This window comes from Microbacterium sp. SLBN-111 (assembly GCF_049739645.1).
Classification (GTDB): domain Bacteria; phylum Actinomycetota; class Actinomycetes; order Actinomycetales; family Microbacteriaceae; genus Microbacterium.
This window is the reverse complement of record NZ_JBMGQH010000001.1, coordinates 3,396,914-3,420,376: the sequence shown is the minus strand read 5'-3', so window position 1 is coordinate 3,420,376 and position 23,463 is coordinate 3,396,914. Positions and strand designations below refer to the sequence as shown.

At 69.8% G+C, this 23,463-nt stretch carries 20 protein-coding genes and 1 tRNA gene; 7 read left to right on the top strand and 14 right to left on the bottom strand.

What is annotated here, in order from left to right; all coding sequences use genetic code 11:
* Positions 1-54: 54 nt before the first annotated feature.
* A complete protein-coding gene (locus RKD05_RS15960; RefSeq protein ID WP_424711328.1) occupies positions 55-594 on the top strand; it encodes a DUF1003 domain-containing protein in 540 nt (179 codons plus the stop codon).
* Here the strand turns inward: RKD05_RS15960 and RKD05_RS15955 are convergent.
* A complete protein-coding gene (locus tag RKD05_RS15955) occupies positions 505-1,059 on the bottom strand; it encodes a pyridoxamine 5'-phosphate oxidase family protein (protein ID WP_424711327.1) in 555 nt (184 codons plus the stop codon). The genes RKD05_RS15960 and RKD05_RS15955 overlap by 90 nt on opposite strands.
* A complete protein-coding gene (locus RKD05_RS15950) occupies positions 1,056-1,898 on the bottom strand; it encodes a universal stress protein (RefSeq protein ID WP_424711326.1) in 843 nt (280 codons plus the stop codon). Before RKD05_RS15950 ends, RKD05_RS15955 begins: the two co-directional genes overlap by 4 nt.
* A 418-nt stretch (positions 1,899-2,316) precedes the next feature.
* Here RKD05_RS15950 and RKD05_RS15945 point away from each other — a divergent pair, with 418 nt between their 5' ends.
* Both RKD05_RS15945 and RKD05_RS15940 read left to right on the top strand, forming a co-directional pair.
* Positions 2,317-2,637, top strand: a complete 321-nt coding sequence (locus RKD05_RS15945; RefSeq protein ID WP_424711324.1) for a hypothetical protein — start codon at positions 2,317-2,319, stop codon at positions 2,635-2,637.
* A gap of 30 nt (positions 2,638-2,667) precedes the next feature.
* Entirely contained in the window at positions 2,668-2,979 is a 312-nt protein-coding gene (locus tag RKD05_RS15940; RefSeq protein ID WP_424711323.1) for a hypothetical protein, read from the top strand.
* A 19-nt stretch (positions 2,980-2,998) separates the two neighbouring features.
* Here the strand turns inward: RKD05_RS15940 and RKD05_RS15935 are convergent, their stop codons facing one another.
* Both RKD05_RS15935 and RKD05_RS15930 read right to left on the bottom strand, forming a co-directional pair.
* The gene (locus RKD05_RS15935) at positions 2,999-3,805 is read right to left on the bottom strand and encodes an SDR family NAD(P)-dependent oxidoreductase (protein ID WP_424711322.1); all 807 of its coding nucleotides are present in this window, start codon (positions 3,803-3,805) and stop codon (positions 2,999-3,001) included.
* Between the two features lie 33 nt (positions 3,806-3,838).
* Positions 3,839-4,240, bottom strand: coding sequence for an arsenate reductase ArsC (locus tag RKD05_RS15930; protein ID WP_424711320.1), 402 nt, complete (start codon positions 4,238-4,240; stop codon positions 3,839-3,841).
* Positions 4,241-4,327: 87 nt separating this feature from the next.
* Here RKD05_RS15930 and RKD05_RS15925 point away from each other — a divergent pair, with 87 nt between their 5' ends.
* The 3 genes from RKD05_RS15925 (at position 4,328) to RKD05_RS15915 (ending at position 6,706) form a co-directional block, all read left to right on the top strand.
* Positions 4,328-4,885, top strand: a complete 558-nt coding sequence (locus RKD05_RS15925; RefSeq protein ID WP_424711318.1) for a dihydrofolate reductase family protein — start codon at positions 4,328-4,330, stop codon at positions 4,883-4,885.
* A 73-nt stretch (positions 4,886-4,958) separates the two neighbouring features.
* On the top strand, positions 4,959-5,621 hold the full coding sequence (locus RKD05_RS15920) for a TetR/AcrR family transcriptional regulator (protein ID WP_424711316.1): 663 nt from the start codon (positions 4,959-4,961) through the stop codon (positions 5,619-5,621).
* Positions 5,618-6,706, top strand: a complete 1,089-nt coding sequence (locus tag RKD05_RS15915; protein WP_424711315.1) for a zinc-binding dehydrogenase — start codon at positions 5,618-5,620, stop codon at positions 6,704-6,706. Before RKD05_RS15920 ends, RKD05_RS15915 begins: the two co-directional genes overlap by 4 nt.
* Positions 6,707-6,758: 52 nt before the next feature.
* On the opposite strand, the gene RKD05_RS15910 is transcribed toward RKD05_RS15915, so the two are convergent.
* The 5 genes from RKD05_RS15910 to polA form a co-directional block, all read right to left on the bottom strand.
* Complete coding sequence (locus tag RKD05_RS15910; protein WP_424711314.1) at positions 6,759-7,526, bottom strand: SGNH/GDSL hydrolase family protein; 768 nt, start codon at positions 7,524-7,526, stop codon at positions 6,759-6,761.
* A 41-nt stretch (positions 7,527-7,567) separates the two neighbouring features.
* On the bottom strand, positions 7,568-8,908 hold the full coding sequence (locus RKD05_RS15905; RefSeq protein WP_424711313.1) for an MFS transporter: 1,341 nt from the start codon (positions 8,906-8,908) through the stop codon (positions 7,568-7,570).
* Entirely contained in the window at positions 8,905-9,963 is a 1,059-nt protein-coding gene (locus RKD05_RS15900) for an LLM class flavin-dependent oxidoreductase (protein ID WP_424711311.1), read from the bottom strand. The genes RKD05_RS15905 and RKD05_RS15900 overlap by 4 nt, the downstream gene beginning before the upstream one ends.
* Before the next feature lie 106 nt (positions 9,964-10,069).
* Entirely contained in the window at positions 10,070-11,746 is a 1,677-nt protein-coding gene (locus RKD05_RS15895; protein WP_063258680.1) for a DUF885 domain-containing protein, read from the bottom strand.
* A 46-nt stretch (positions 11,747-11,792) separates the two neighbouring features.
* Positions 11,793-14,432, bottom strand: a complete 2,640-nt coding sequence (gene polA, locus RKD05_RS15890) for a DNA polymerase I (protein WP_424711310.1) — start codon at positions 14,430-14,432, stop codon at positions 11,793-11,795.
* 59 nt (positions 14,433-14,491) lie between these two features.
* On the opposite strand from polA, the gene RKD05_RS15885 reads away from it, so the two are divergent.
* The gene (locus RKD05_RS15885; protein WP_424711308.1) at positions 14,492-14,926 is read left to right on the top strand and encodes a hotdog fold thioesterase; all 435 of its coding nucleotides are present in this window, start codon (positions 14,492-14,494) and stop codon (positions 14,924-14,926) included.
* 64 nt (positions 14,927-14,990) lie between these two features.
* Here RKD05_RS15885 and RKD05_RS15880 read toward each other — a convergent pair whose 3' ends face one another.
* From RKD05_RS15880 to gltB, 5 genes are all read right to left on the bottom strand, one after another.
* Complete coding sequence (locus RKD05_RS15880; protein WP_022877510.1) at positions 14,991-15,611, bottom strand: ANTAR domain-containing response regulator; 621 nt, start codon at positions 15,609-15,611, stop codon at positions 14,991-14,993.
* Positions 15,612-15,734: 123 nt separating this feature from the next.
* Positions 15,735-15,817 (bottom strand) — tRNA-Leu (locus RKD05_RS15875).
* 72 nt (positions 15,818-15,889) lie between these two features.
* On the bottom strand, positions 15,890-17,335 hold the full coding sequence (gene pyk, locus RKD05_RS15870; protein ID WP_424711306.1) for a pyruvate kinase: 1,446 nt from the start codon (positions 17,333-17,335) through the stop codon (positions 15,890-15,892).
* Between the two features lie 55 nt (positions 17,336-17,390).
* On the bottom strand, positions 17,391-18,857 hold the full coding sequence (locus RKD05_RS15865) for a glutamate synthase subunit beta (protein ID WP_424711304.1): 1,467 nt from the start codon (positions 18,855-18,857) through the stop codon (positions 17,391-17,393).
* Positions 18,850-23,427, bottom strand: a complete 4,578-nt coding sequence (gltB, locus tag RKD05_RS15860) for a glutamate synthase large subunit (protein ID WP_424711303.1) — start codon at positions 23,425-23,427, stop codon at positions 18,850-18,852. The genes RKD05_RS15865 and gltB overlap by 8 nt, the downstream gene beginning before the upstream one ends.
* Between the last annotated feature and the right edge of the window lie 36 nt (positions 23,428-23,463).

Below are 23,463 nucleotides of genomic sequence, written 5' to 3'. Positions count from 1 at the left end.
GCATAGTGGCGGGGGGAGAAGGGCGCCATGATGCGTGAGGGATCAACGAAGGGGATGGCTCCGTTCATCGACGGCGCTGCCGATCGGGGGAGTTCAGCCGCCGCGAGTGGCCGGCCGCGTCGGCCGCACCGTCCGCTCACCAACTGGCACCGGACGCACGCGGAGTCGCTCACGCTCGGCGAACGTGCGGCGGACTGGCTCCGCAACCGCATGGGGTCGTGGGGATTCATCTTCGGGTTCACGGCCGTGATGGTGGGGTGGGCGCTGATCAATGCCGGTTCCACCGCGATCGACCCGTTCCCCTACATCTTCCTCAACCTGCTGCTCAGCATGCTGGCGGGGATGCAGGGTGCGATCCTCCTCATCGCCGCTCGTCGCCAGGACGAGATCTCCGCCGCCCTCGCGCAGCACGACTACGAGACGAACATCGCCGCGAAGTTCGAGATCGAGGAACTCCAGCGGATCGCGCGCGAGCAGCTCGCCATCCTCCGCCGGCTCGAGGAGTCAGGCGTGCGAGCGGGGCACGGCGGTGAAGCGCCGGCCGGTGACACGCAGCGGCGCGATCCGCAGGAAGACGTGCGTCGGGACCGGTAACGACGGGGTCAGGTCCGTGACTCGGCTCTGGTCGATCTCGGCCCGCTCCTCCATCCGCCACGCGACGCCTCGGAACACCACGCTCCAGCGCTGCGCACCCGCAACCCCGTCGATCTCGAACGCCACCTGGGGATTGTCGGTGATCGCCGTGGCCTTGGTGCCGGGGGAGGTGCGGCAGTAGATCTGCCGATTCGTGATCGTGAAATCGAGGGGCACCACGTCGGGGGCGCCGTCCGGCGCGATGAACCCGAGGCGCCCGGGGCCGTGGGCGGCCGTCGCGAGCTCCCAGCACTGCTCATCGGACAGGTGCTCGATCGGCATCGCCGGGTCACGGAGGCCGTCGTCGGCGATGGGTCCCGTGGATGCCGGGTGTCGATGAACGTTCATGAGTTCGACCTGTCTTTCGAGTGCGGCGACGGCCGTCGCGGTGAGCGCGTGGTGGAGAGGGTTATGGCGTGGGCTCACGCCGGCGCGACGCTCCGCGCGGGTTCGGCGTGGGCGGGCGCGTCGAGGGGAGTGAGGGACTCCGGCGGCACCACGCACAGGGGAGCGGCCATCGCTCCGACGAGGTACCACGCGACGGTGCCGAGGAGGCCTCCCGCGAGGGCGCCGTGGTGATGGCTGCCGATGACGACGAGGGATGCCTCCCGCGCCAGTGCCTCCAGGACGAGAGCCGGATCGTCGGCGAGGAGGACATGCTCGACGTGCAGCCCCGGGTAGGTTCGCGAGACCGCCCGGACCGCGCGGCCCACCACGGCCTGGTGCTCCGCTTCGTGGCGCGGGCCGAGGGGAGCCACCGTCCACGCGTGGACGATGAGCAGAGAGCGCTTCGTGCGGGCCGCTTCGGATGCCGCGAACCGCAGCGCGGCGTCCGCGGAGCCGTCGCCGTCGTAGCCCACGACGACCGGTCCGGGCCGGTCGTGCCATCCGGCCGGGACGATGCACGTCGGCACCGCCGACTGCACGCTGACGCGGATCGGCACCCACCCCTTCAGCATCGAGCGGACCGGCGCATACAGGTGCGACCCGATGACGACGAGATCCGCAAGACGATCGCTCTCGAGCAACGTCTCCGGCATCCATCCCCGCAGGACCCGCGTCTCGACCGTTGCGGATGTCGCCCGGCGGTGGAGCAGCTCGGAGCCGTGGTGCGCGACGCGCTGCACCTCGCGTTCGGACTCGAAGAATTCGGCGACGGTGGTCAGTGTCACGTGGGACGGAACGTGTCGGGCGCGTTCGGCGACCCACTCCAGTGCTGCGACCGACGCTTCGCTGCCCTCGAATCCCAACAGGACGTGTTCCACGGTGATCCTCCTCGACGGCGGAGCTGGTCGCTCGACCCTCACGGGGAACGTACGTGCCGGGAATCGGTGCGGCCGGGACCTTCGTCCTGTGCGGGTGAAGCTGGGTGCTGTCGCCTCGATCAGTGGAACGCCGATAATGCACATTATGTCAGTTTGAATCGGGAACCTGGTCTCCCGTCACGACGCTGCGCTCCCCGGCCGTAGACTTCGTCCGACGTCGGCGGAGGGGGCGGACATGCCGGTGGGTGCGCTCATCTTCGTCGGGGTGGGCCTTTCGGTCATGATCCCACTGGCTGTGATCGCCATCGTGTGGCCGACGCCCCTGGCTCGCTGGAACGGTGCTGCTCAGCGAACGCGTCTTTTCGGCGGGACGCGCCCCGCGCGGCCGCGAAGTGCGCTGGCGTCGTCCCCGTGGTTCATGCGGGCCTGGGGAATCGGAGTCCTCACGGTCGCCACACTCATCGCTGTCAGCGTCGCCTCGAGCGTCATTACTCACGGCATCGAGTCGACGCGCCCGGAACTCACCCCCGTTCTCGCGGGCGGTTTCATCGCGATCGGCGCCGCCCAGGCGATATCCGGCATCGTGTTCATCGTCCGATCGCGACACCTCCTCGAGACCCTTCGTCGGAAGTTCGCGGAAGACGGGGCCGATCTCCGACGCTGGATGATCGTCGTCTGGGGTTGCGTGGCGCTCGTGATGTCGGGCGGGGTCTTCACCGTCGTGCTGACGAGCGTGTGAATCGCCGCGGCGCGCCATTAGCCTGAGCGGATGAGTTCCCCCCGACTCCCCCGTGACCGCCGTCGCACCGCGTCGATCGTACTGTCGACGATCTCGCTCTCGGCTCTCAGCCTTCTCTTGTTGTCGGTGGGATGGATATCCCTCACGATGGCGGGTGCCTCGGCGATGATCGCGATCCTCCCGATGGGGCTGTTCTGGATCACCTCGTGGATCTGGGGCATCCTCGCGTTCGTCGCGCTCGGGCTCGGGCTGACCTCGACGAGACCGGCGCTCCCCTGCGTCCTCGCCGTGGTGGCGCTCCTCGAGATCGTCGTGGGACTCGCGACCCTCGGCACGCCGTAACGGCCCCGGTGCGACCGCGTCAGCGGATCCACTCGGACGTCACACCGATCACGCGCGAGCCGTCCAGGTCGCCGAGCGAGAGCCCCGCGAACCGGACCGCGGCCTCGGACGTCTGCCACCGGAACTTCGGGGTCTCGGTGGTCGCGGCCTCGATCACCGTCTTCGCGGCATCCTCCGCCGCCTGCGCCTGCGCGAACGACGCGGTCGTCCGCTGGATGTAGGCGTCGAGCTGCGCCTGGTACGGGCCACCGTCGTAACGATCCACGGATGCCGTGAACGACGACGCCACGGCCGCGGGTTCGACGATCGCGACGTCGATGCCGAACGGCGCGACCACGGGCGCGAGCGACTGCATGAGGCCTTCGACCGCGAACTTCGCGCCGCAGTAGGCGTCGGCGAACGGCTGGCCCACCGCTCCCCCGACGCTGGTCACCGTCACGATGCGGCCGTGTCCGCGCTCGCGCATCCCGGGCAGCACGAGGCGCGTGAGCCGCGCGACGGAGAGGTAGTTGGTGTCGAGCTGCGCCTGGAGATCGGCATCCGAGAGCTGTTCCAGGGTGCCGACGGCTCCGCGCCCGGCGTTGTTCACGAGCACGTCGACGACGCCCAGGTCGGCGACGAGCGCGGCCGCCGCGTCGGCGTCGGTGACCTCGAGCGCGCGGATGTCGAGGGTGACGCCCGCGGCGTCGGCGGCCGCGCGCAGCGCGTCGGCGCGGGACGTGTCGCGGACGGTCGCGACGACGGAGAGGCCGGCCTGGGCGAGGCCGATGGCGGTGTGCAGACCGATGCCGCTGGAGGTACCGGTCACGAGAGCGATGCGGGTCATGGCACCGACCCTACGCCCGGCCGCCGACAGCTCTCACTCCCCCGCGAGCTCGCCGATCAATGCCTCCACGCGCCGACGGATGTCGTCTCGGATTCCGCGGACGGTCGCGGCATCCTGGCCGGCGGGGTCTTCGAGCTGCCAGTCCTCGTACCTCTTGCCGGGGAAGATCGGGCACGCATCGCCGCAGCCCATCGTGATGACCACGTCCGATTCACGAACGGCATCCACCGTCAGGATCTTCGGGGTGTTCCCCGCGATGTCGATGCCCTCCTCGGCCATCACCTCGATCGCGACGGGATTGATGTGCTCCTTGGGCTCGGATCCCGCGGACAGCACGTCGATGCCGTCGCCCGCGAGGTGCTGCAGGTAGCCGGCCGCCATCTGCGACCGGCCGGCGTTGTGGACGCACACGAACAGGACGGTGGGACGCGACATGGGGGTCTTCCTCGGGACGCGGGCGACGGGCTACCCCCGACGATACGCGGCTCGCCCGATGTCGGAGGCCCCCGTTAGCGTGCGGGCATGACCCGCGTGATCTTCCACACCGCCACGACCCTCGACGGCTACCTCGCCACCGACGACGACTCGCTCGACTGGCTGTTCGCGGTGCCGGGCGCCGACGAGGCCGAAGCAGCCTTCGGCGACTTCCTCGCGGGAGTCGACGTCCTGGTGATGGGGTCGGCGACCTATGAGTGGATGCTGCGCCATGAGGCGCTCCTCGACGCTCCCGAGAAGTGGGCGGGGTACTACGGCACGCGACCGACGTTCGTGTTCTCGTCGCGGCCGCTCCCCCGCGTCCCGGGCGCCGACATCCGGGTGGTTTCCGGCGGTGTCGAGGCGCAGTGGACGTCGATCCAGGATGCCGCGGGCGCGGGCGACGTGTGGATCGTCGGCGGGGGCGATCTGGCCGGGCAGTTCATCGACGCGGGGCTGCTCGATGAGATCCGTCTGTCGATCGCCCCCGCGACCCTCGGCTCGGGAAAGCCGCTGCTCCCCCGCGTGCTGGGGGCCGACCGGCTGACTCTCCTCGACGCGAAGCGCGCGGGGCAGTTCGTGGAGTTGGTGTACGCGGTGTCCTGAGAGCGCTCAGCGACTCCAGCGTTCCATCGGGAATTTTCTAGACACCTGTCCAGGACGGGTCTAGTCTCGCGATATGGCACGCAGTGACGCAGCCGCCGATATCGCCGGTGTCCGGGACGGACTCCGGTCCTCCTCCGACCCGCGGGTGGAGGCTACCCGCGCGAAGCTCTTCGACGCCGTCCGCGAGCTCTCCGCCGCGGGCGAGGACATCAGCGTCAGTTCGGTCGCCAAGGCCGCCGGCGTGGGGCGCGCCACGTTCTACACGCACTTCTCGGGCATCGACGACCTGGCGCTGCACCTGCAGGAGACGACGTTCCACGCTCTCGCGCTCGCGGCGCGCGTCGAGATCGCACAGGGCGGTGATGCCCTCGCGCAGTCTCAGCGTGCCCTGATCGCGCACTACGGCGCCTACCGCCCGCTCTACGCGGCGACGTTCTCGGTCGCCGCTCCGCGAGGCGTGGAGTCGCGGGTCGCGGCGCTCATGCGGGAGGAGATCCTCGCGCACATCCGCCTGCTGATCGACCTCCCGGCCGAGGTCGATCCCGAGCTCGCGGCGACGTACATCGCGCACGCGGCCATGGGGCTGATCGCCTCCTGGGTCGTGGGCGATGTCGAGACCGAACCCGAGCGGCTCGCCGCCCACCTGACCAACCTGATGCCGGCCTGGATGAGCGGGCCGATTGCGCTTCCGTCGGAGATCGCGGCGGACGAGAGAGATGAGGAATACCCGAAATGAAAGCAACGGTCGTCCGTGCGGTGAACGCCGGATTCGTCAGCGCCGACCTCGAGATCGCCGCGCCCGTCGGGCGCGAGGTTCTCGTCGACGTCAAAGCCTCGGGCCTGTGCCACACCGACCTGACCATGTCGAAGTTCGACCTGGGCGTCCCGTTTCCCGCCGTGTTCGGCCACGAGGTGGCGGGTGTCGTCGCGGAGGTGGGGCCTGACGTGGTCGAGCTCGCGGTCGGCGATCACGTGGTCGGATGCCTCGTGCAGTACTGCGGCGCGTGCGTGAAGTGCCTCTCGGGCAAGGTCTTCCAGTGCCTCCACCCGGAATCCACGCTCCGCGCGCCCGACGAGCCCGCCCGCCTCACCGAGAACGGCACGCCGGTCACCCAGGCGTTCGGGCTCGGCGGGTTCGCGCAGCAGGCGTTGATCCACGAGAACCAACTCGTGAAGGTTCCCGACGAGGTCCCCTTCCCCCAGGCCGCTCTTCTCGGATGCGGCGTCGTCACCGGGGCGGGCGCGGTCCTGAACACGGCGAACGTGCAGGCGGGCGACTCGATCGTCGTCATCGGCGCGGGCGGCGTGGGCCTCAACGCGATCAACGGCGCGCTCGTCGCCGGCGCCGCCACGATCATCGCGGTCGACATCGCGGACGACAAGCTCACCAAGGCCCGTTCGTTCGGGGCCACCCACGTGGTCAACTCCGCCGAGGTGGACCCGGTCGAAGCGGTGCGCCAGATCACGGGCAACGGTGCCGACGCGGTGTTCGACTTCGTCGGGACCCGGGCGGTCGCGACGCAGGGGCTCGAGATGGTCGCCCCGGGCGGCGGGCTCTACCTGATCGGCGTCATCGACCCGACCTCGCACCTCGACGTCCACCAGGTGGGGCTCATCGGGTCGCAGAAGCGCGTCCAGGGCGTGTACATGGGATCCACGACCGCCAAGCGCGACATCGCGATGTACGCGCGGCTCTATCTCGAGGGGCGTTTCGAGCTCGACGCCCTGCTGTCGAAGGAGATCGCGCTCGACGAGGTCAACGAGGGCTACGAGGCGCTGCACGACCCGAACGTGACGCGCGTCGTCATCACCTCGCTCTGAGGTCGCGGGTCCCGGTGGCGTGTGCCGTCGGGACCCGGTCTCGCGCCGAGAATCAGACCGCGCGCGGCGCCAGCTCCGTCCAGCTCCCGCCGAACTTCGCCGCGCGGCCATCCCCCGAGGACGTGCCGGTCAAGCGGCGCCGCACCCACGGTGCGACGTGCTCGCGGTAGTAGGCCGAGCCCTTCAGCCGCTGGATCTCGGGGAGGTCGCGGAGGTGCCACCACTCCCCCGGCGCCGTGAGCCCGACGGACTCGAGCACGCGGGCCGCGACGCGGTGATGACCGCGAGCGTTCATGTGCAGGCGGTCGACCGACCAGAACTCGGGGCCGGCGAGCTCGCGATCGAACCAGTTGTACGCCGTGATGACATCGGGGCGGTGCTGCAGCCGTGCCTCGACGGCGTGCGACAGGGCGTCGCCGCGCGCCTGGACGACCCGTCCGAGCGGCAGTCCCGCCGATGGGTTGGCGCCCGACAGGACGATGAGCTGCACGCCCTCCTCGTCGCAGCGGCGCACCACGTGGTCGAAGATGGCCACGATCCGCTCGATCCCCGTGCGCGGGCGCAGCATGTCGTTGCCGCCGCCGTTGAACGACAGGTGCGTCGGCTTCAGTGCGAGCGCGGGCTCGAGCTGCTCGTCGACGATCGGCTGCACGAGCTTGCCGCGGATCGCGAGGTTCGCGTACTGGATCGGCTCGCCGATGGCATCCGCCCATCCCTGCGCCGCGAGGTCGGCCCAGCCGCGGACGGTGCCGTCGGGCAGCTCATCGCCGACGCCTTCGGTGAACGAGTCGCCGATCGCGACGTAGCGGACGGATGCCATCCCGCCAGCCTACGCGCGTGACGGGATCGTCAGATCCGGCGTCAGCCCTCGGACAGAGCCCGGCCGCGCTCCTCGCGCAGGAACAGCGCCGCCACGACCGCGACGGCGAAGAACGCCGCGAACACGACGAACAGCAGCGGCGCCCCGCCGAGCCCGAGGAGCGGCGGGACGCTGAGCGGAGCGACGATCGACGCGATCCGGCCGACACCGGCGGCCCAGCCCGCGCCCGTGGCGCGCAGCGGCGTCGGGTACGTCTCGGGGGTCGCGGCGTACAGCGCGCCCCACGCGCCGAGGTTGAAGAAGGACAGCGCCATCCCGGCCGCGATGACCGCGACCTCGCCGGAGGCCGTGCCGAAGAACGCCGCGGCCACGACCGAGCCCGCGAGGAACGTCGCAAGCGTCGCGCGGCGCCCCCACGCCTCGATGAGCCACGCGGCGACGGCGTACCCCGGCAGCTGGGCCAACGTGATGATGAGCGTGAAACCGAACGAGCGCACGAGGTCGTAGCCCTGCGACACGAGGATCGTCGGGATCCAGATGAACGCCCCGTAGTACGAGAAGTTCACGCAGAACCACAGCACCCACAGCGCCGCCGTGCGGCCCCGGAGTGGTGCCGCCCAGAGGGCCGACACCCGCGGGCGCGGCGCGGCGTGGGACGGGCCCGACTCGGTGGGTGCGGGCGTGAACGACACGCGTCCGGCCGCGGCCTCGAAGTCGCGCACGATCGCCGAGGCCTCGGCATCCCTCCCCCGGCTCGACAGCCAGCGCGGCGACTCGGGCAGCCCCCACCGCACGAGGAGAGCGTAGGCCGCGGGAATCGCGCCGAGTGCGAACGCCCACCGCCACCCGTCGGCCGACGAGGGCACGACCAGGTAGCCGATGACCGCGGATGCCGTCCACCCGATGGCCCAGAACGCCTCGAGGAACACGATGATCCGGCCCCGCATGCGCGCGGGCGCGAACTCGCTGACATACGTGGATGCCACGGGCAGCTCGGCGCCGAGGCCCAGACCGACGATGAAGCGCAGGATCAGCAGCGCGACGAGGCCGCCGACCAGCGCGCTCGCGCCCGTGGCCACGCCGTAGATCAGGAGCGTGATCGCGAAGACGCGGCGCCGACCGAAGCGGTCCGCGAGCAGGCCGCCGACGCTCGCGCCGATCGCCATCCCGGCGAAACCGGCCGACGCGATCCACGACGTCTCGCTCGGGGCGAGGTGCCACTGCGCCGCGAGCGCGGCGATGATGAACGAGATGAGCCCGACGTCCATGGCATCCAGGGCCCAGCCGATCCCCGACCCGCCCAGGACCCGCGCGTGACGGCGCGTGAACGGGAGGGCGTCGAGGCGTTCGGCGATGGCCGCGACGTCGGTCGACGTGGTCACCGGATGCCGGCCGTCTCGGTCTCGGCGAGCATCTCGTGCACGAGCGGGAGGACGCGCGTGCCGTAGAGCTCGATGCTCGACATGAGGCGGTCGTGCGAGATCGATCCGCTGGCGAACTTCAGCTGGAAGCGCGTGTTCCCCAGCGCCCGCACGGTCGCGGCGATCTTGCGGGCGACGGTCTCGGGCGAACCGATGTACATCGCCCCCTCGGGGCCGACGTCGTGCTGGAACCGCATGCGGGTGTATTCGGGCCACCCGCGCTCGCGGCCGATCGTGTTGTTGAGCTCGGCGACGCCCTCGTACGCCTCTTCCCACGCCTGCTGGTCGGTCTCGGCCACGTGTCCGGGCGAGTGCACCGAGATGGGCATCTGCGGCTTGCCGAACTCCTCGAGCGAGCGGCGGTACAGGTCGGCGAACGGGCGGAACCGCGCCGACGACCCGCCGATGATCGCGAGCACCAGTCCGTAGCCGTAGCGCGCGGCGCGCACGACCGACTCGGGCGAGCCGCCGACGCCGACCCACGCCTTCAGGCCGTTCTCGGTCTTCGGATACACGTCGGCGTCCTGGAGGGCGGCGCGCGTGCGTCCCTGCCAGCTCACCGGCTTCTCGTCGAGGAGCAGCGAGAACAGCTCCAGCTTCTCCTCGAAGAGCTGCTCGTAGTCGCGGAGGTCGTAACCGAACAGCGGGAAGGACTCGATGAACGACCCGCGCCCGAGGATCACCTCGGCGCGGCCGTTCGAGACGGCATCCAGCGTGGCGAAGCGCTCGAAGACGCGCACCGGGTCGTCCGACGACAGGACGGTGACCGCGGTGCCCAGGTGGATGTTCTTCGTGCGGGACGCGGCGGCCGCGAGCACGATCTCGGGGCTCGTGACCGCGAAGTCCTTGCGGTGGTGCTCCCCCACGCCGAAGAACGACAGGCCCACCTCGTCGGCGAGCACGGCCTGATCCACGACGTTGCGGATCGTCTGCGCGTCGGACTGGAGGCTCCCGTCGGGTCCGCGGGAGATGTCTCCGAAGGTGTCGAGACCGAGCTCGAGCGGGCGATCGTTCATGGCGTCTCCTTGCCGAATCGGAAGCATTCGGATGAATGAACTTTATGCCCCCCGGCCGTATTCCCGAGAATCGGGGCGTCCGCGCGCGCAGACGCCCCGATCCGGATCACGCGGATGCCAGAGCCGCGCGCAGCGTGTCGAGCCCGACGCCGCCGATGCCCAGCGCCTTCGTGTGGAACGCCTTCATCGAGAAGGCGTCGCCCTCGCGCTCGCGGTACTCGTCGCGCACCTGCTCCCAGATGCGCTGCCCGACCTTGTACGCGGGGGCCTGGCCTGGCCAGCCGAGGTACCGGTTGACCTCGAACTTCACGAACTCCTCGGGCATGTTGACGTTGCGCAGCATGAACGCGAGCGCGTAGTCGTGGTCCCAGGTGCCCGCGCCGTCGAGCCGCGGCTTGCCGAGGTGGACGCCGATGTCGAGCACCACGCGCGCGGCGCGCATGCGCTGACCGTCGAGCATACCGAGGCGGTCGGCGGGGTCGTCGAGGAACCCGAGCTGCTCCATGAGGCGCTCGGCGTACAGCGCCCAGCCCTCGGCGTGACCGCTGGTGCCGGCGAGCAGACGCCGCCACGAGTTGAGCTGCCCGCGGTTGTAGACGGCCTGCGCGATCTGCAGGTGGTGGCCCGGGACGCCCTCGTGGTACACGGTGGTGAGCTCGCGCCACGTGTCGAAGCTGTCGACGCCCTCGGGCACCGACCACCACATGCGGCCGGGGCGCGAGAAGTCGTCGGTCGGGCCGGTGTAGTAGATGCCGCCCTCCTTCGTGGGGGCGATCATGCACTCGAGGCGCCGGATCGGCTCGGCGATGTCGAAGTGGGTGCGGCCCAGCTCCTCGACCGCGCGGTCGCTCGTACGCTGCATCCACTCCTGCAGGGCGGCGGTGCCGTGGAGCTTCCGCGACTCGTCCTGCTCCAGGAACGCGACGGCCTCCTCGACCGTGGCGCCGGGGAGGATCTCGTTCGCGATCGACTCCTGCTCGGCGACCATGCGCGCGAGCTCCTCGACGCCCCACTCGTACGTCTCGTCCAGGTCGATCGTCGCGCCGAGGAACTGGCGCGAGTGCAGCGCGTACAGGTCGCGGCCGACCGCGTCGGTCTCGCCCGCGACGGGCGCGAGCTCGGACGACAGGAAGGATGCCAGGGCGTCGTACGCCACGCGCGCGGCACCGGCGTTCTGGTCCAGGTCGCGGGCCAGCGATGCGGGCAGCTGCCCCTCCTCGGGGGCGGCGTCGCCCACGAACTCGGCGAAGAAGCCCGTGTCGGCGGTGTAGCGGGCGATCTGCGTCGCGACCTCGACGACCTGCCGGCGGGCGGGGACCACGCCGCGGGAGATGCCCTCGCGCAGCGTTGCGATGTACCCGTCGATCGCGCCGGGCAGAGCCTTGAGGCGCGTGGAGATCGTCGACCAGTCCTCGACCGTCGCGGTCGGCATGAGGTCGAACGCCTGTCGGAGGTCCTGCGCCGGGGAGGCGATGACGTTGACGTCGCGCAGGTGCGTCTGCGCGGCGTGCAGCTCGAGGTGCAGGTCGAGCTCGCGGCCGAGGTCGAGCTTCGTGACCTCGTCGACCGCGTCGACGGGGGTCGCGTTGTCGAGCGCGGCCTTGGTGGCGCGCGCCTGGTCGGCGAGCTCGTTCGCGCCTTCGGGGCTGTAGTCGCCGAACCGGTCGTTGTACTCCGTGCGTCCGATGTAGGTGGCCAGCGTCGGCACCCGCTCGGCCAGGGTGTCCACCCACGCGTCGGCGATCGTGTCGATCGGCGTGGGGGTGCGTTGTGGATCAGTCATAGGACGAGCCTAGGGAAGCCGGAGGGGGCCTGACCAGCCGTAGCGCTCAGTGGCCCGCTTCGTCCCAGTCCCCGCCCCGGCCGATCTGCACGTCCAGCGGCACCGACAGGTCGGCGGCGTCCGCCATCCGGGCCCGCACGACCGCCTCCACGGCATCCCACTCACCCGGCGCGATCTCGACGACGAGTTCGTCGTGGATCTGCAGCAGTACGCGTGAACGCAGACCCGTGGATGCCAGCTCCTCCCGAATGCGGTACAGCGCGATCTTCATGATGTCGGCGGCGCTGCCCTGGATCGGGGCGTTGAGCGCGGCACGCTCGGCGTTCTCGCGGAGCACGCGGTTCATGCTCGTGAGGTCGGGGAACGGGCGGCGGCGCCCGAAGATCGTCTCGGTGTAGCCGTCCTGCCGCGCCTGCTCGACCGAGCCGCGGAGATAGTCGCGCACCGCGCCGAAGCGGGCGAAGTACTCCAGCATGAGCTGCTTCGCCTCGGACTGCTCGATGCGCAACTGCTTCGACAGGCCGAACGCCGACAGGCCGTAGACGAGGCCGTACGACATGGCCTTGACCTTGGTGCGCATGGCCGGAGTGACCTCGGACGGCTCGACGCCGAACACCCGCGCGCCGACGAACCGGTGCAGGTCTTCGCCGGAGTTGAAGGCCTCGATGAGTCCCGGGTCGCCGGACAGGTGCGCCATGATGCGCATCTCGATCTGCGAGTAGTCGGCGGTGAGCAGCGTCTCGTAGCCCTCGCCGACCTCGAACGCCGCGCGGATGCGCCGGCTCTCCTCCGTGCGGATCGGGATGTTCTGCAGGTTCGGGTCGGTGCTCGACAGGCGCCCGGTCTGGCTGCCGGTCTGCACGTACGTCGTGTGGATGCGGCCGTCGGCGCCGATCGCGGCATCCAGCGCGTCGATGATCTGCTTGAGCTTGGTCGCCTCGCGGTGACGAAGGAGCAGATCGAGGAAGGGGTGGTGCGCGTTCTCCTGCAGGTCGGCGAGGGCCGCGGCATCCGTGGTGTACCCGCTCTTGGTCTTGCGGGTCTTCGGCAGCTGCAGCTCGTCGAACAGCACCTCTTGCAGCTGCTTGGGCGACCCGAGGTTGACCTCGTGCCCGATCGACGCGTACGCCTGCTGCGCGAGGTCGTCGGCGCGCGCCGCGAGCTCGCCGGAGAACCGCGCGAGCTTCTCGTGCGACACGGCGACACCCGCGAGCTCCATGTCGGCGAGGGCGCCGAGCGTCGGCAGCTCGATGTCGGTGAGCACACCCGCGACGCTCTCGGGCAGATCGCCGCGCTGCGCCTCGGACACACGGCGCACGTACCACGACAGCTGACCCGGGGTCGCGCCCTCGGTCTCGGGGACGAGCTGCGTCGGGTCGGCCTCGGGCAGCTTCTCGCCCAGGTAGCGGTCGACGAGGTCGGACAGCGTCTTGTCGGGGAAGCTCGGTCGCACCAGCCACCCGGTGAGGATCACGTCGTCGACGATCCCCCCGACCTCGACACCCGCCCGCGCGAGCGCCTTGAGTTGCGGTTTCGCCGCCGCGAACGCCTTCGGTGCATCGGATGCCAGCCACCCGGCGAGGGCGTCGCGCACTGCGTCCGTCCACGCGGCCTCGGCCGCGGCGTCGGCGGTCGCGAGACCGATGCGGGAGGGCTCCTGGCCGAACAGGTCGACCGTGACGCCGACCGTGCCGGTGACCGCGGCCGCCCACGCGGCGATCGCGTCCGCGTCGAGGACGGCGGGGGTGGGGGCCTGAGCCGTCGGCAGCGCAGGTTCGGCCGCCACGGAGGGATCGGCGCCGAAGGCGTCGAACACGCGCGGCAGCAGCGTGCGGAACTCGAGCCGGGCGAAGATGTCGCGCACGGCCTGCGCGTCGATGGGCTGCACGACCAGGTCGGTCGGCTCCTTGTCGAGCTCGACGTCCCGCAGCAGGCGGTTCAGGGTGCGGTTGCGCTTGACGTCGTCGAGGTGCTCGCGCAGGTTGTTGCCCGCGACGCCGGTGATCTTGTCGGCGTTCTCGAGCAGCGCCTCGAGCGAGCCCCACTGGGTGAGCCACTTCACGGCGGTCTTCTCCCCCACCTTCGGCACGCCGGGGAGGTTGTCGCTCGTCTCGCCCACGAGGGCCGCGATCTCGGGGTACTGCGCCGGCGGCAGGCCGTACTTCTCGATGACCGCGTCGGTGTCGTAGCGCTTGAGCTGAGACACCCCCTGCACGTTCGGGTAGAGCAGCGTGATCTCGTCGTTGACGAGCTGGATCGTGTCGCGGTCGCCGGAGCACACGAGCACCGAGAACCCCGCGGCGGACGCCTCGGTGGCGAGCGTCGCCAGGATGTCGTCGGCCTCGACGCCTTCCTTCATGAGGACGGGCACGTTGAGCGCGCGCAGGCAGTCCTGCAGCAGCGGGATCTGCCCCTTGAACTCGGCGGGGGATTCGCTGCGGTTGGCCTTGTACTCGCTGTATTCCGCGGTGCGGAACGACTGCCGCGACGTGTCGAACGCGACCGCGAGGTGCGTCGGCTTCTCGGCCTTCACCAGGTTCACGAACATCGACAGGAAGCCGTAGATGCCGTTGGTGTGTTGCCCGTCCTTCGTGGAGAAGTTGTCGACGGGAAGGGCGTAGAACGCCCGGTAGGCCAGCGAGTGGCCGTCGACGACGAGGAGAGTAGGCTTTTCGGCATCCGTCACTCGTCCAGCGTAACGAGTGCCACCGACACTCCCCCGGCTCCGGCCCACCGAAGGCGATGATGACCTCCACGACACCCGACATCACTCCCGGCCTCGAATGGGTGAAGCAGCGCGGAATGGGCGCCCTCGCCGAGAAGATGGGCATCGAGTGGGTCGAGTTCTCGATCGATCGCTGCGTGGCGACGATGCCGGTCGAGGGCAACACGCAGCCCGTCGGCCTGCTCCACGGCGGGGCCTACGTCGTGCTGGGCGAGTCGCTCGGCTCGATGGCCGCGAACCTGCACGCCGGCGCCGGTCGCCTGGCGGTGGGAATCGACATCAACGCCACCCACACCCGCTCGGCGACCTCGGGTCGCGTGACGGGCGTGTGCACCCCGATCCACCTGGGCCGTTCGCTCACCGTCCACGAGATCGCCGTGTCCGACGAGCAGGGACGCCGCTGCTCCACGATCCGGATCACGAACATGATCAAGGACGCCCCGACCTCGGCCTGAAAATCGGCCTGAAAAGAAGAATGGATGCCACCGGAGTGGCATCCATTCTCGAAGACTCGGGCGGTCAGCCCTTCTTGGGAGCCAGCTGCTCGATGATGGCCTTCGCCACGTCCTGCATGGTGAGACGGCGGTCCATGGACGCCTTCTGGATCCAGCGGAACGCCTCCGGCTCAGACAGGCCCATCTTCTCGTTGAGCAGGCCCTTCGCGCGGTCGACGAGCTTGCGGGTCTCGAAACGCTCGACCATGTCGGCGACCTCGGCCTCGAGCGTGATGATCTGCTCGTAGCGGGCCAGCGCGATCTCGATCGCGGGCAGCAGGTCGTTCGGCGTGAACGGCTTGACGACGTACGCGAGCGCGCCGGCCTCGCTCGCCCGCTCGACGAGCTCCTTCTGGCTGAACGCCGTCAGCAGCACGACCGGCGCGATGTGGTTCTTGCTGAGCTTCTCAGCGGCGCTGATGCCGTCGAGCTGCGGCATCTTGACGTCCATGATGACGAGGTCGGGACGCAGCTCGGTGGCGAGCTGGACGGCGGTCTCGCCGTCACCCGCCTCGCCGACGACGTCGAAGCCGTTGTCGCGGAGGATTTCGACGATGTCGAGGCGGATGAGCGATTCGTCCTCCGCCACGACGACACGACGAGGGGCGGTGGGTGCGCTCACCGGCGCGGCTTCGTGATCTGTCACGGTTCCATCCTATGGCTGTGTCAGGGAGGAACACCGGAACGGTGCCTCGAACTGCGGTGCCCTGGGGGCACCGCGGGGGAAAAGGATATCGGGTCGACTCCCTCGAGAGCCGACCCGTCATCGTGCCGGTGGTGGGACTCGAACCCACACGCCCTTGCGGACAGAGCATTTTGAGTGCCCCGCGTCTGCCATTCCGCCACACCGGCAGGTGCTGCGTCCCAACCTATCGGCGGGAACGACGACGCGCGCCGGACGACCCGGCGCGCGTCGCCGAAGGGTCAGTTGTCCCGGTAGCCCGGGGCCGCGCCGTGCACGGCGTCACCCACGCGGTGCACGCGCAGGTCGTTCGTCGAACCGACGATTCCGGGAGGGGAACCCGAGATGACGACGACCTTGTCGCCGACCTTCGCGAGGTCGTTCGACAGGAGGTAGTCGTCGACCTGCAGGAACATCTTGTCGGTGTGCGACACGTGCTCGACGAGGGTCGAGCGCACGCCCCACGTCAGCGCCAGACGACGGCGGATGCCGGGCTCGGGCGTGAACGCGATCATCGGGATCGTGGAGCGCAGACGCGACATGCGGCGGGCCGAGTCACCGGACTCGGTGAACACGCAGAGGTACTTCGCCTCGACGAAGTCGGCGACCTCGACGGCGGCGAGCGTGATCGCCCCGCCCTGGGTGCGCGGCTTGTTGGTGAGCGGCGCGATGCGCTCCAGGCCGTGCTCCTCGGTGGACTGCACGATGCGGGCCATCGTCTCGACGACGACGACCGGGTACGCGCCGACGCTCGTCTCGCCCGAGAGCATGACCGCGTCCGCACCGTCGAGGACGGCGTTGGCGACGTCGCTGGTCTCGGCGCGCGTGGGCACCGGGTTGGTGATCATCGACTCGAGCATCTGGGTGGCCACGATGACGGGCTTCGCCATGCGACGCGACAGCTCGACCGCGCGCTTCTGCACGATCGGCACCGCCTCCAGGGGCAGCTCGACGCCGAGGTCACCGCGGGCGACCATGATGCCGTCGAACGCGTCGATGATCTCCTCGAGGTTGTCGACCGCCTGCGGCTTCTCGATCTTGGCGATGACCGGGATGTACCGGCCCTCCTCGCCCATGATCTCGTGCACGCGCTCGATGTCCTTGGCATCCCGGACGAACGACAGGGCGATCAGGTCGGCTCCGGCGCGCAGGCCCCAGCGGAGGTCCGCCTCGTCCTTCTCGCTCAGAGCGGGGACGTTCACGGCCACACCGGGCAGGTTGATGCCCTTGTTGTTCGACACCGGGCCGCCGACGATGACCTTGGTGGTCACGACGGTGCCGTCGGTCTCGACGACCTCGACGCGGACCTTGCCGTCGTCGATGAGGAGGAAGTCGCCGGGCTTGACGTCCTGGGGCAGGCCCTTGAACGTCGTGCCGACGATCTCCTTGGTGCCGAGGATGTCCTCGATCGTGATCTTGAAGATGTCGCCGGGAGCGAGGTCGTGCGGACCGTTCTCGAACTTGCCGAGACGGATCTTCGGACCCTGCAGGTCGACGAGGGCGGCGACCGGGCGGCCGGCGTCCTCTGCCGCCTTGCGCACGTTGGCGAAGTTGGCGTCGTGCACGGAATAGTCTCCGTGGCTCAGGTTCAGTCGGGCGACGTCCACCCCGGCGTCGATGATGGCGCGAACCATCTCATACGACGACGTGGCGGGGCCGAGGGTTGCGACGATCTTGGCGCGTCTCATCCGTTTTCAAGCTCCGTGAGGATATTCGGGAAGTGGCCGATCGGCCCTTGCCAGCTTAGGCGGGCAGGAGGCCGATGGCGACATCGGTGGGCTTGACCGGTGCCGGCAGCACCGTCTCGCCCATGAGGAACGTGTCGACCTCGGCGGCCGCGGCGCGTCCCTCGGCGATCGCCCACACGATGAGCGACTGTCCGCGGCCGGCATCACCGGCGACGAACACGCCCGGAGCGGTCGTGGCGTAGGTCGCGTCGCGCTCGACGTTGCCGCGGTTCGTGAACTGCGCGCCGAGCTGCTCCTCGAGGTGCTCGCGCTCGGGGCCGGTGAAGCCCATCGCGATGAGTACCAGGTCGGCGGGGATCTCGCGCTCGGTGCCGCTCTTGGGGACGCGGCGTCCGTCGACGTATTCGGTCTCGGCCACGCGCAGCGCGCGCACCTCGCCCGCCTCGTTGCCGAGGAACTCCACGGTCGACGCGAGGAACGTGCGCTCCCCACCCTCCTCGTGCGCCGAGGCGACCTCGAACAGGTTCGGCATCATCGGCCACGGCTGGTCCATCGGACGCTCCGTGGGCGGCTGCTTGCCGATCGCGAGGTTCGTCACGCTCAGCGCGCCGTGACGGTGTGCCGTGCCGATGCAGTCCGCGCCGGTGTCGCCACCGCCGATGACGACGACGTGCTTGCCGTGCGCCGTGATCTGCTGCGGGACCTGGTCGCCCGCGACCGCCTTGTTGCTCTCGACGAGGTACTCCATGGCGAAGTGCACGCCGTCGAGGTCGCGGCCCGGGATCGGGAGGTCGCGCGGAACGGTGGAGCCGGTGGCCACCACGACGGCGTCGTAGCGGGCGCGCAGCTCGCTCCACGAGATGTCCTTGCCGATCTCGACGCCCGCGCGGAAGCGGGTGCCCTCGGCCTGCATCTGGCGCAGACGCAGCTCGAGGTGGCGCTTCTCCATCTTGAAGTCGGGGATGCCGTAGCGCAGGAGCCCGCCGATGCGGTCGTCGCGCTCGTACACGGCGACCGTGTGGCCGGCACGCGTGAGCTGCTGTGCCGCGGCGAGACCGGCGGGACCGGAACCCACGACGGCCACCGTCTTACCCGTCAGACGCTCCGGCGGCTCGGGCTCGACCCAGCCGTTGCCGAACGCCTCGTCGATGATCGAGACCTCGACCTGCTTGATCGTCACGGCGGGCTGGTTGATGCCCAGCACGCACGAGCTCTCGCACGGCGCCGGGCACAGGCGGCCGGTGAACTCCGGGAAGTTGTTCGTCGCGTGCAGACGCTCGATCGCGGAGCGGCCCTCGCCGCGCCACGTGAGGTCGTTCCACTCCGGGATCAGGTTGCCGAGCGGGCAGCCCTTGTGGCAGAACGGGATGCCGCAGTCCATGCAACGACCGGCCTGGCGGCGGATGACGGCCGAATCGCCCGGCTCGTACACCTCTTTCCAGTCCATGATCCGCACGGGCACGGGGCGCCGCTTGGGGAGCTCGCGCTCCGTGACCTTGAGAAAGCCCTTCGGGTCAGCCACCCGTCACCTCCAGAATGCGCGTCCAGACGACGTCGCCGTCGGGGTCAAGCCCCTCGGCGACCGCCTCCTGGCGGGTCTGCATGACCGCGGCGTAGTCGCGCGGCAGCACCCGGACGAAGTTCTCCACCTCGGTCTCGAAGTCCGCGAGCAGACGACGGGCCAGCGTGGAGTCGGTCTCGGCGACGTGCTTCTCGAGCAGGTCGCGCAGGATCTCGGCATCCCCCGAACCGAGGGGGCCGAGTTCGAGTTCACCGGATGCCACGGCCTCACGGTTCACCAGGTCGGTGTCGAGCTTGTAGACGTACGCCTGTCCGCCGGACATGCCCGCGCCGAGGTTGCGGCCGGTCGCACCGAGGATCACGGCGAGACCACCGGTCATGTACTCGAGCGCGTGGTCGCCCACGCCCTCGACGACCGCGGTCGCCCCGGAGTTGCGGACGAGGAACCGCTCCCCCACGACGCCGTTCAGGAACATCTGTCCCTGCGTGGCGCCGTAGCCGATGACGTTTCCGGCGATGACGTTCTCGGACGCCTCGAACGTCGAGCCGCGCGGCGGGCGGACGACGATCTTGCCGCCCGAGAGCCCCTTGCCGACGTAGTCGTTGGAGTCGCCCTCGAGGCGCAGCGTGATGCCGGCCGGCATGAACGCGCCGAACGACTGCCCGGCCGAACCCGTGAGCCGCACGTCGATCGCACCCTCGGGCAGACCGTGCTCGCCGTGCGCCTTGGTGACGTGGTGGCCGAGCATCGTTCCGACCGCGCGGGCGGTGTTGCGCACGGGCAGCTCGATCGTGATCTGACCGCCGTGCGCGACGACGTCCTGCGCGCGCTCGATGAGCTGCACGTCGAAGTGCTCGTCGAGCTCGTGGTTCTGGTTGCGGCCGTGGCGGCGCGGCTCGTCCTCGGCGAAGTGAGGGCCTTCGAGGATCGGGGCGAGGTTGAGACCCCGCGCCTTCCAGTGCTCCACGGCGCCGTTGACGTCGAGGAGCTCGCTGCGGCCGACGATCTCGTCGATCGAGCGGTACCCGAGGGCGGCGAGGTACTCGCGCACCTCCTGCGCGATGAACTCCATGAAGTTCACGACGTACTCGGCCTTGCCGTTGAAGCGCTGGCGCAGGACCGGGTTCTGCGTCGCGACGCCCACCGGGCACGTGTCGAGGTGGCAGACGCGCATCATGATGCAGCCCGAGACCACGAGCGGAGCCGTGGCGAAGCCGAACTCCTCGGCGCCCAGGAGCGCGCCGATGATGACGTCGCGGCCGGTCTTCATCTGACCGTCGACCTGCACCACGACGCGGTCGCGCATGCCGTTGAGCATGAGCGTCTGCTGCGTCTCGGCCAGGCCCAGCTCCCACGGCGTGCCGGCGTGCTTGAGCGAGTTCATCGGGCTCGCGCCCGTGCCGCCGTCCTGTCCGGAGACCAGGATGACGTCGCTCAGAGCCTTCGCCACACCCGCCGCGACCGCGCCGATGCCCGACTGGCTCACGAGCTTGGTGTGGATGCGGGCCGACGGGTTCGCGCGCTTCAGGTCGAAGATCAGCTGCTTGAGGTCTTCGATCGAGTAGATGTCGTGGTGCGGCGGCGGCGAGATGAGCCCGACGCCCGCGGTCGCGTGACGCGTCCGCGCCACCCACGGGTACACCTTGGTCGGCGGCAGCTGACCGCCCTCGCCGGGCTTGGCACCCTGGGCGAGCTTGATCTGGATGTCGTCGGCCTCGGTGAGGTACAGGCTCGTCACACCGAATCGACCGGATGCCACCTGCTTGATGGCGCTGCGGCGCTCGGGGTCGAGCAGACGGTCGACGTCCTCGCCGCCCTCGCCCGTGTTCGACTTGCCGCCGATGCGGTTCATCGCGATGGCGAGCGTCTCGTGCGCCTCCTGCGAGATGGAGCCGTAGCTCATCGCACCCGTGGAGAAGCGCTTCACGATCGCCGAGACCGGCTCGACCTCGTCGATCGGGACGGGCGGGCGCTGACCGGTGCGCAGCGAGAACAGACCGCGGAGCGTCTTCAGCTCGTGGGCCTGGTCGTCGATGAGCTTCGTGTACTCCCGGAAGATGTCGTACCGGCGCGCGCGCGTGGCGTGCTGCAGGCGGAACACCGTGTCGGGGTTGAAGAGGTGCGGAGCCCCGTCGCGGCGCCACTGGTACTCGCCGCCGGTCCACAGACGCTCGTGCGCGCGGGCCGCGGCGTCCTCGGGATACGCGTACTCGTGACGCGCGGCGTTCTCGGCCGCGATGACGTCGAGTCCCACGCCGCCGAGCTTGGTCTCGGTGCCCGTGAAGTAGGCATCCACGAATTCCCGCGAAAGACCGACGGCCTCGAAGACCTGCGCACCCGCGTACGACGACACGGTCGAGATGCCCATCTTCGACATGATCTTCAGCACGCCCTTGCCGAGCGCGTAGATCAGGTTCTTGACGGCCTTCTCGGGCGTGACGCCGGTGATGAAGCCGGCGCGAACGAGGTACTCGACCGTCTCCATGGCCAGGTACGGGTTCACGGCGGAGGCGCCGTAACCGATGAGGGTGGCGATGTGGTGCACCTCGCGCACGTCACCGGCCTCGACCACGAGACCGACCTTCATGCGGGTCTCGTTGCGGATGAGGTGGTGGTGCACGGCCGCGAGCATCAGCAGCGACGGGATGGGCGCCAGGTCTTTGTTCGAGTCGCGGTCGCTGAGCACGATGAACTCGGCGCCGTCCTCGATCGCGTGGTCGACCTCGGAGCACATCTGCGCGATGCGCTTCTGCATGCCCTTGTGGCCGGCCTCGACGCGGTACAGGCCGCGGACCGTCACCGACGAACGCCCCGGCAGGGCGGTGTCGATGTGCTGGATCTTCGCGAGCTCGTCGTTGTCGATCACCGGGAAGTCGAGCGTCACGGTGCGAGTGTGCTCGGGACCCCAGTCGAGGAGGTTGCGCTCGGGACCGAGGCCCAGCGACAGCGACGTGACGACCTCTTCGCGGATCGAGTCCAGCGGCGGGTTGGTGACCTGCGCGAACTGCTGCGTGAAGTAGTCGAAGAGCAGGCGCGGGCGGTCGCTCAGCACGGCGACGGGCGCGTCGCTCCCCATGGCGCCGAGCGGCTCGGTTCCGTTCTGGCCCATCGGGGTGAGGAGCATGCGCACCTCTTCTTCGGTGTAGCCGAAGGTGCGCTGGCGGCGCGTGATCGAGGCGATCGGGTGCACGATGTGCTCGCGCTCCGGCAGCTCGGAGAGCCGCACGCGACCGGCATCCAGCCATTCCTGCCAGGGCTGCAGGGACGCGAGCTGCGCCTTGATCTCCTCGTCCTCGACGATGCGGCGCTCGGCCGTGTCGACGAGGAACATGCGCCCGGGCTGGAGGCGGCCGCGACGCTTGATGCGCTCGGGCGCGAAGTCGAGCACGCCGGTCTCGGAGCCGATCACGACGAGGCCGTCAGTGGTCTCGGTCCAGCGTCCGGGGCGGAGGCCGTTGCGGTCGAGGGTCGCACCGACGAGCGTGCCGTCGGTGAAGATCAGCGCGGCCGGGCCGTCCCACGGCTCCATCTGCATGGAGTGGTAGTCGTAGAACGCGCGCAGATCGGGGTCGATCGTCGCCTGCTTCTCGTACGCCTCGGGGACCATCATCATGATCGCGTGCGGGAGGCTGCGACCGGTGAGGGTCAGCAGCTCGAGAACTTCGTCGAAGGATGCCGAGTCGCTCGCGCCATCGGTGCAGATGGGCAGAAGCGGGCGGACGTCGCCGATCAGCTCGGACTCGAGCTGCGACTGGCGCGCGCGCATCCAGTTGCGGTTGCCCTTCACGGTGTTGATCTCGCCGTTGTGCGCGAGCATGCGCAGCGGCTGCGCGAGCGGCCATGACGGGAACGTATTGGTCGAGTACCGCGAGTGCACGACCGCGAGCTCCGAGGCGAAGCGCTCGTCCTGCAGGTCGGGGTAGAACGGCTCGAGCTGCAGCGTCGTGACCATGCCCTTGTACCCGAGGGTGCGGCTGGACAGCGACACGAAGTACGCGTCGAGCTCGTGACGCGCGCGCTTGCGCAGCCGGTAGACGCGACGGTCCAGGGCGATGCCCGAGAGCGCCGGCTGGTCGCCGACCGCGGGGTGCGACACGAACAGCTGCTCGAACGCGGGACGCGCCTCGAACGCGAGCTTGCCGAGGTTCTCGGGCTCGGTCGGAACCTCGCGCCAGCCGAGGACCGTGAGGTTCTCGGCCGCGGCGAGCTTCTCGATGCCGGCCTTCTGCGCCGCGCGCTCCTCGTGACCGAGCGGCAGGAAGACGAGACCCGCGGCGTACTCCCCCACCGGCGGCAGGTCGAAGTCGACCACCGCGCGCAGGAACGCGTCGGGCATCTGCGTGAGGATGCCCGCGCCGTCACCGGTACCGGCATCCGATCCGATGGCCCCGCGGTGCTCGAGGTTGCGGAGCGCCGTCAGCGCCAGGTCGATGATGTCGTGCCCGGGCTCGCCACGGAGCGTCGCGACCATGGCGAGGCCACAGGCGTCCTTCTCGAACGACGGGTCGTACATGCCCTGCCGGGCGGGGAAAGCGCCGCCGACGGCGCCGGAACGGGAGCTCGAAGCCATACCAACCGTCCTCACGTTGATGCTGCGAATGGGACG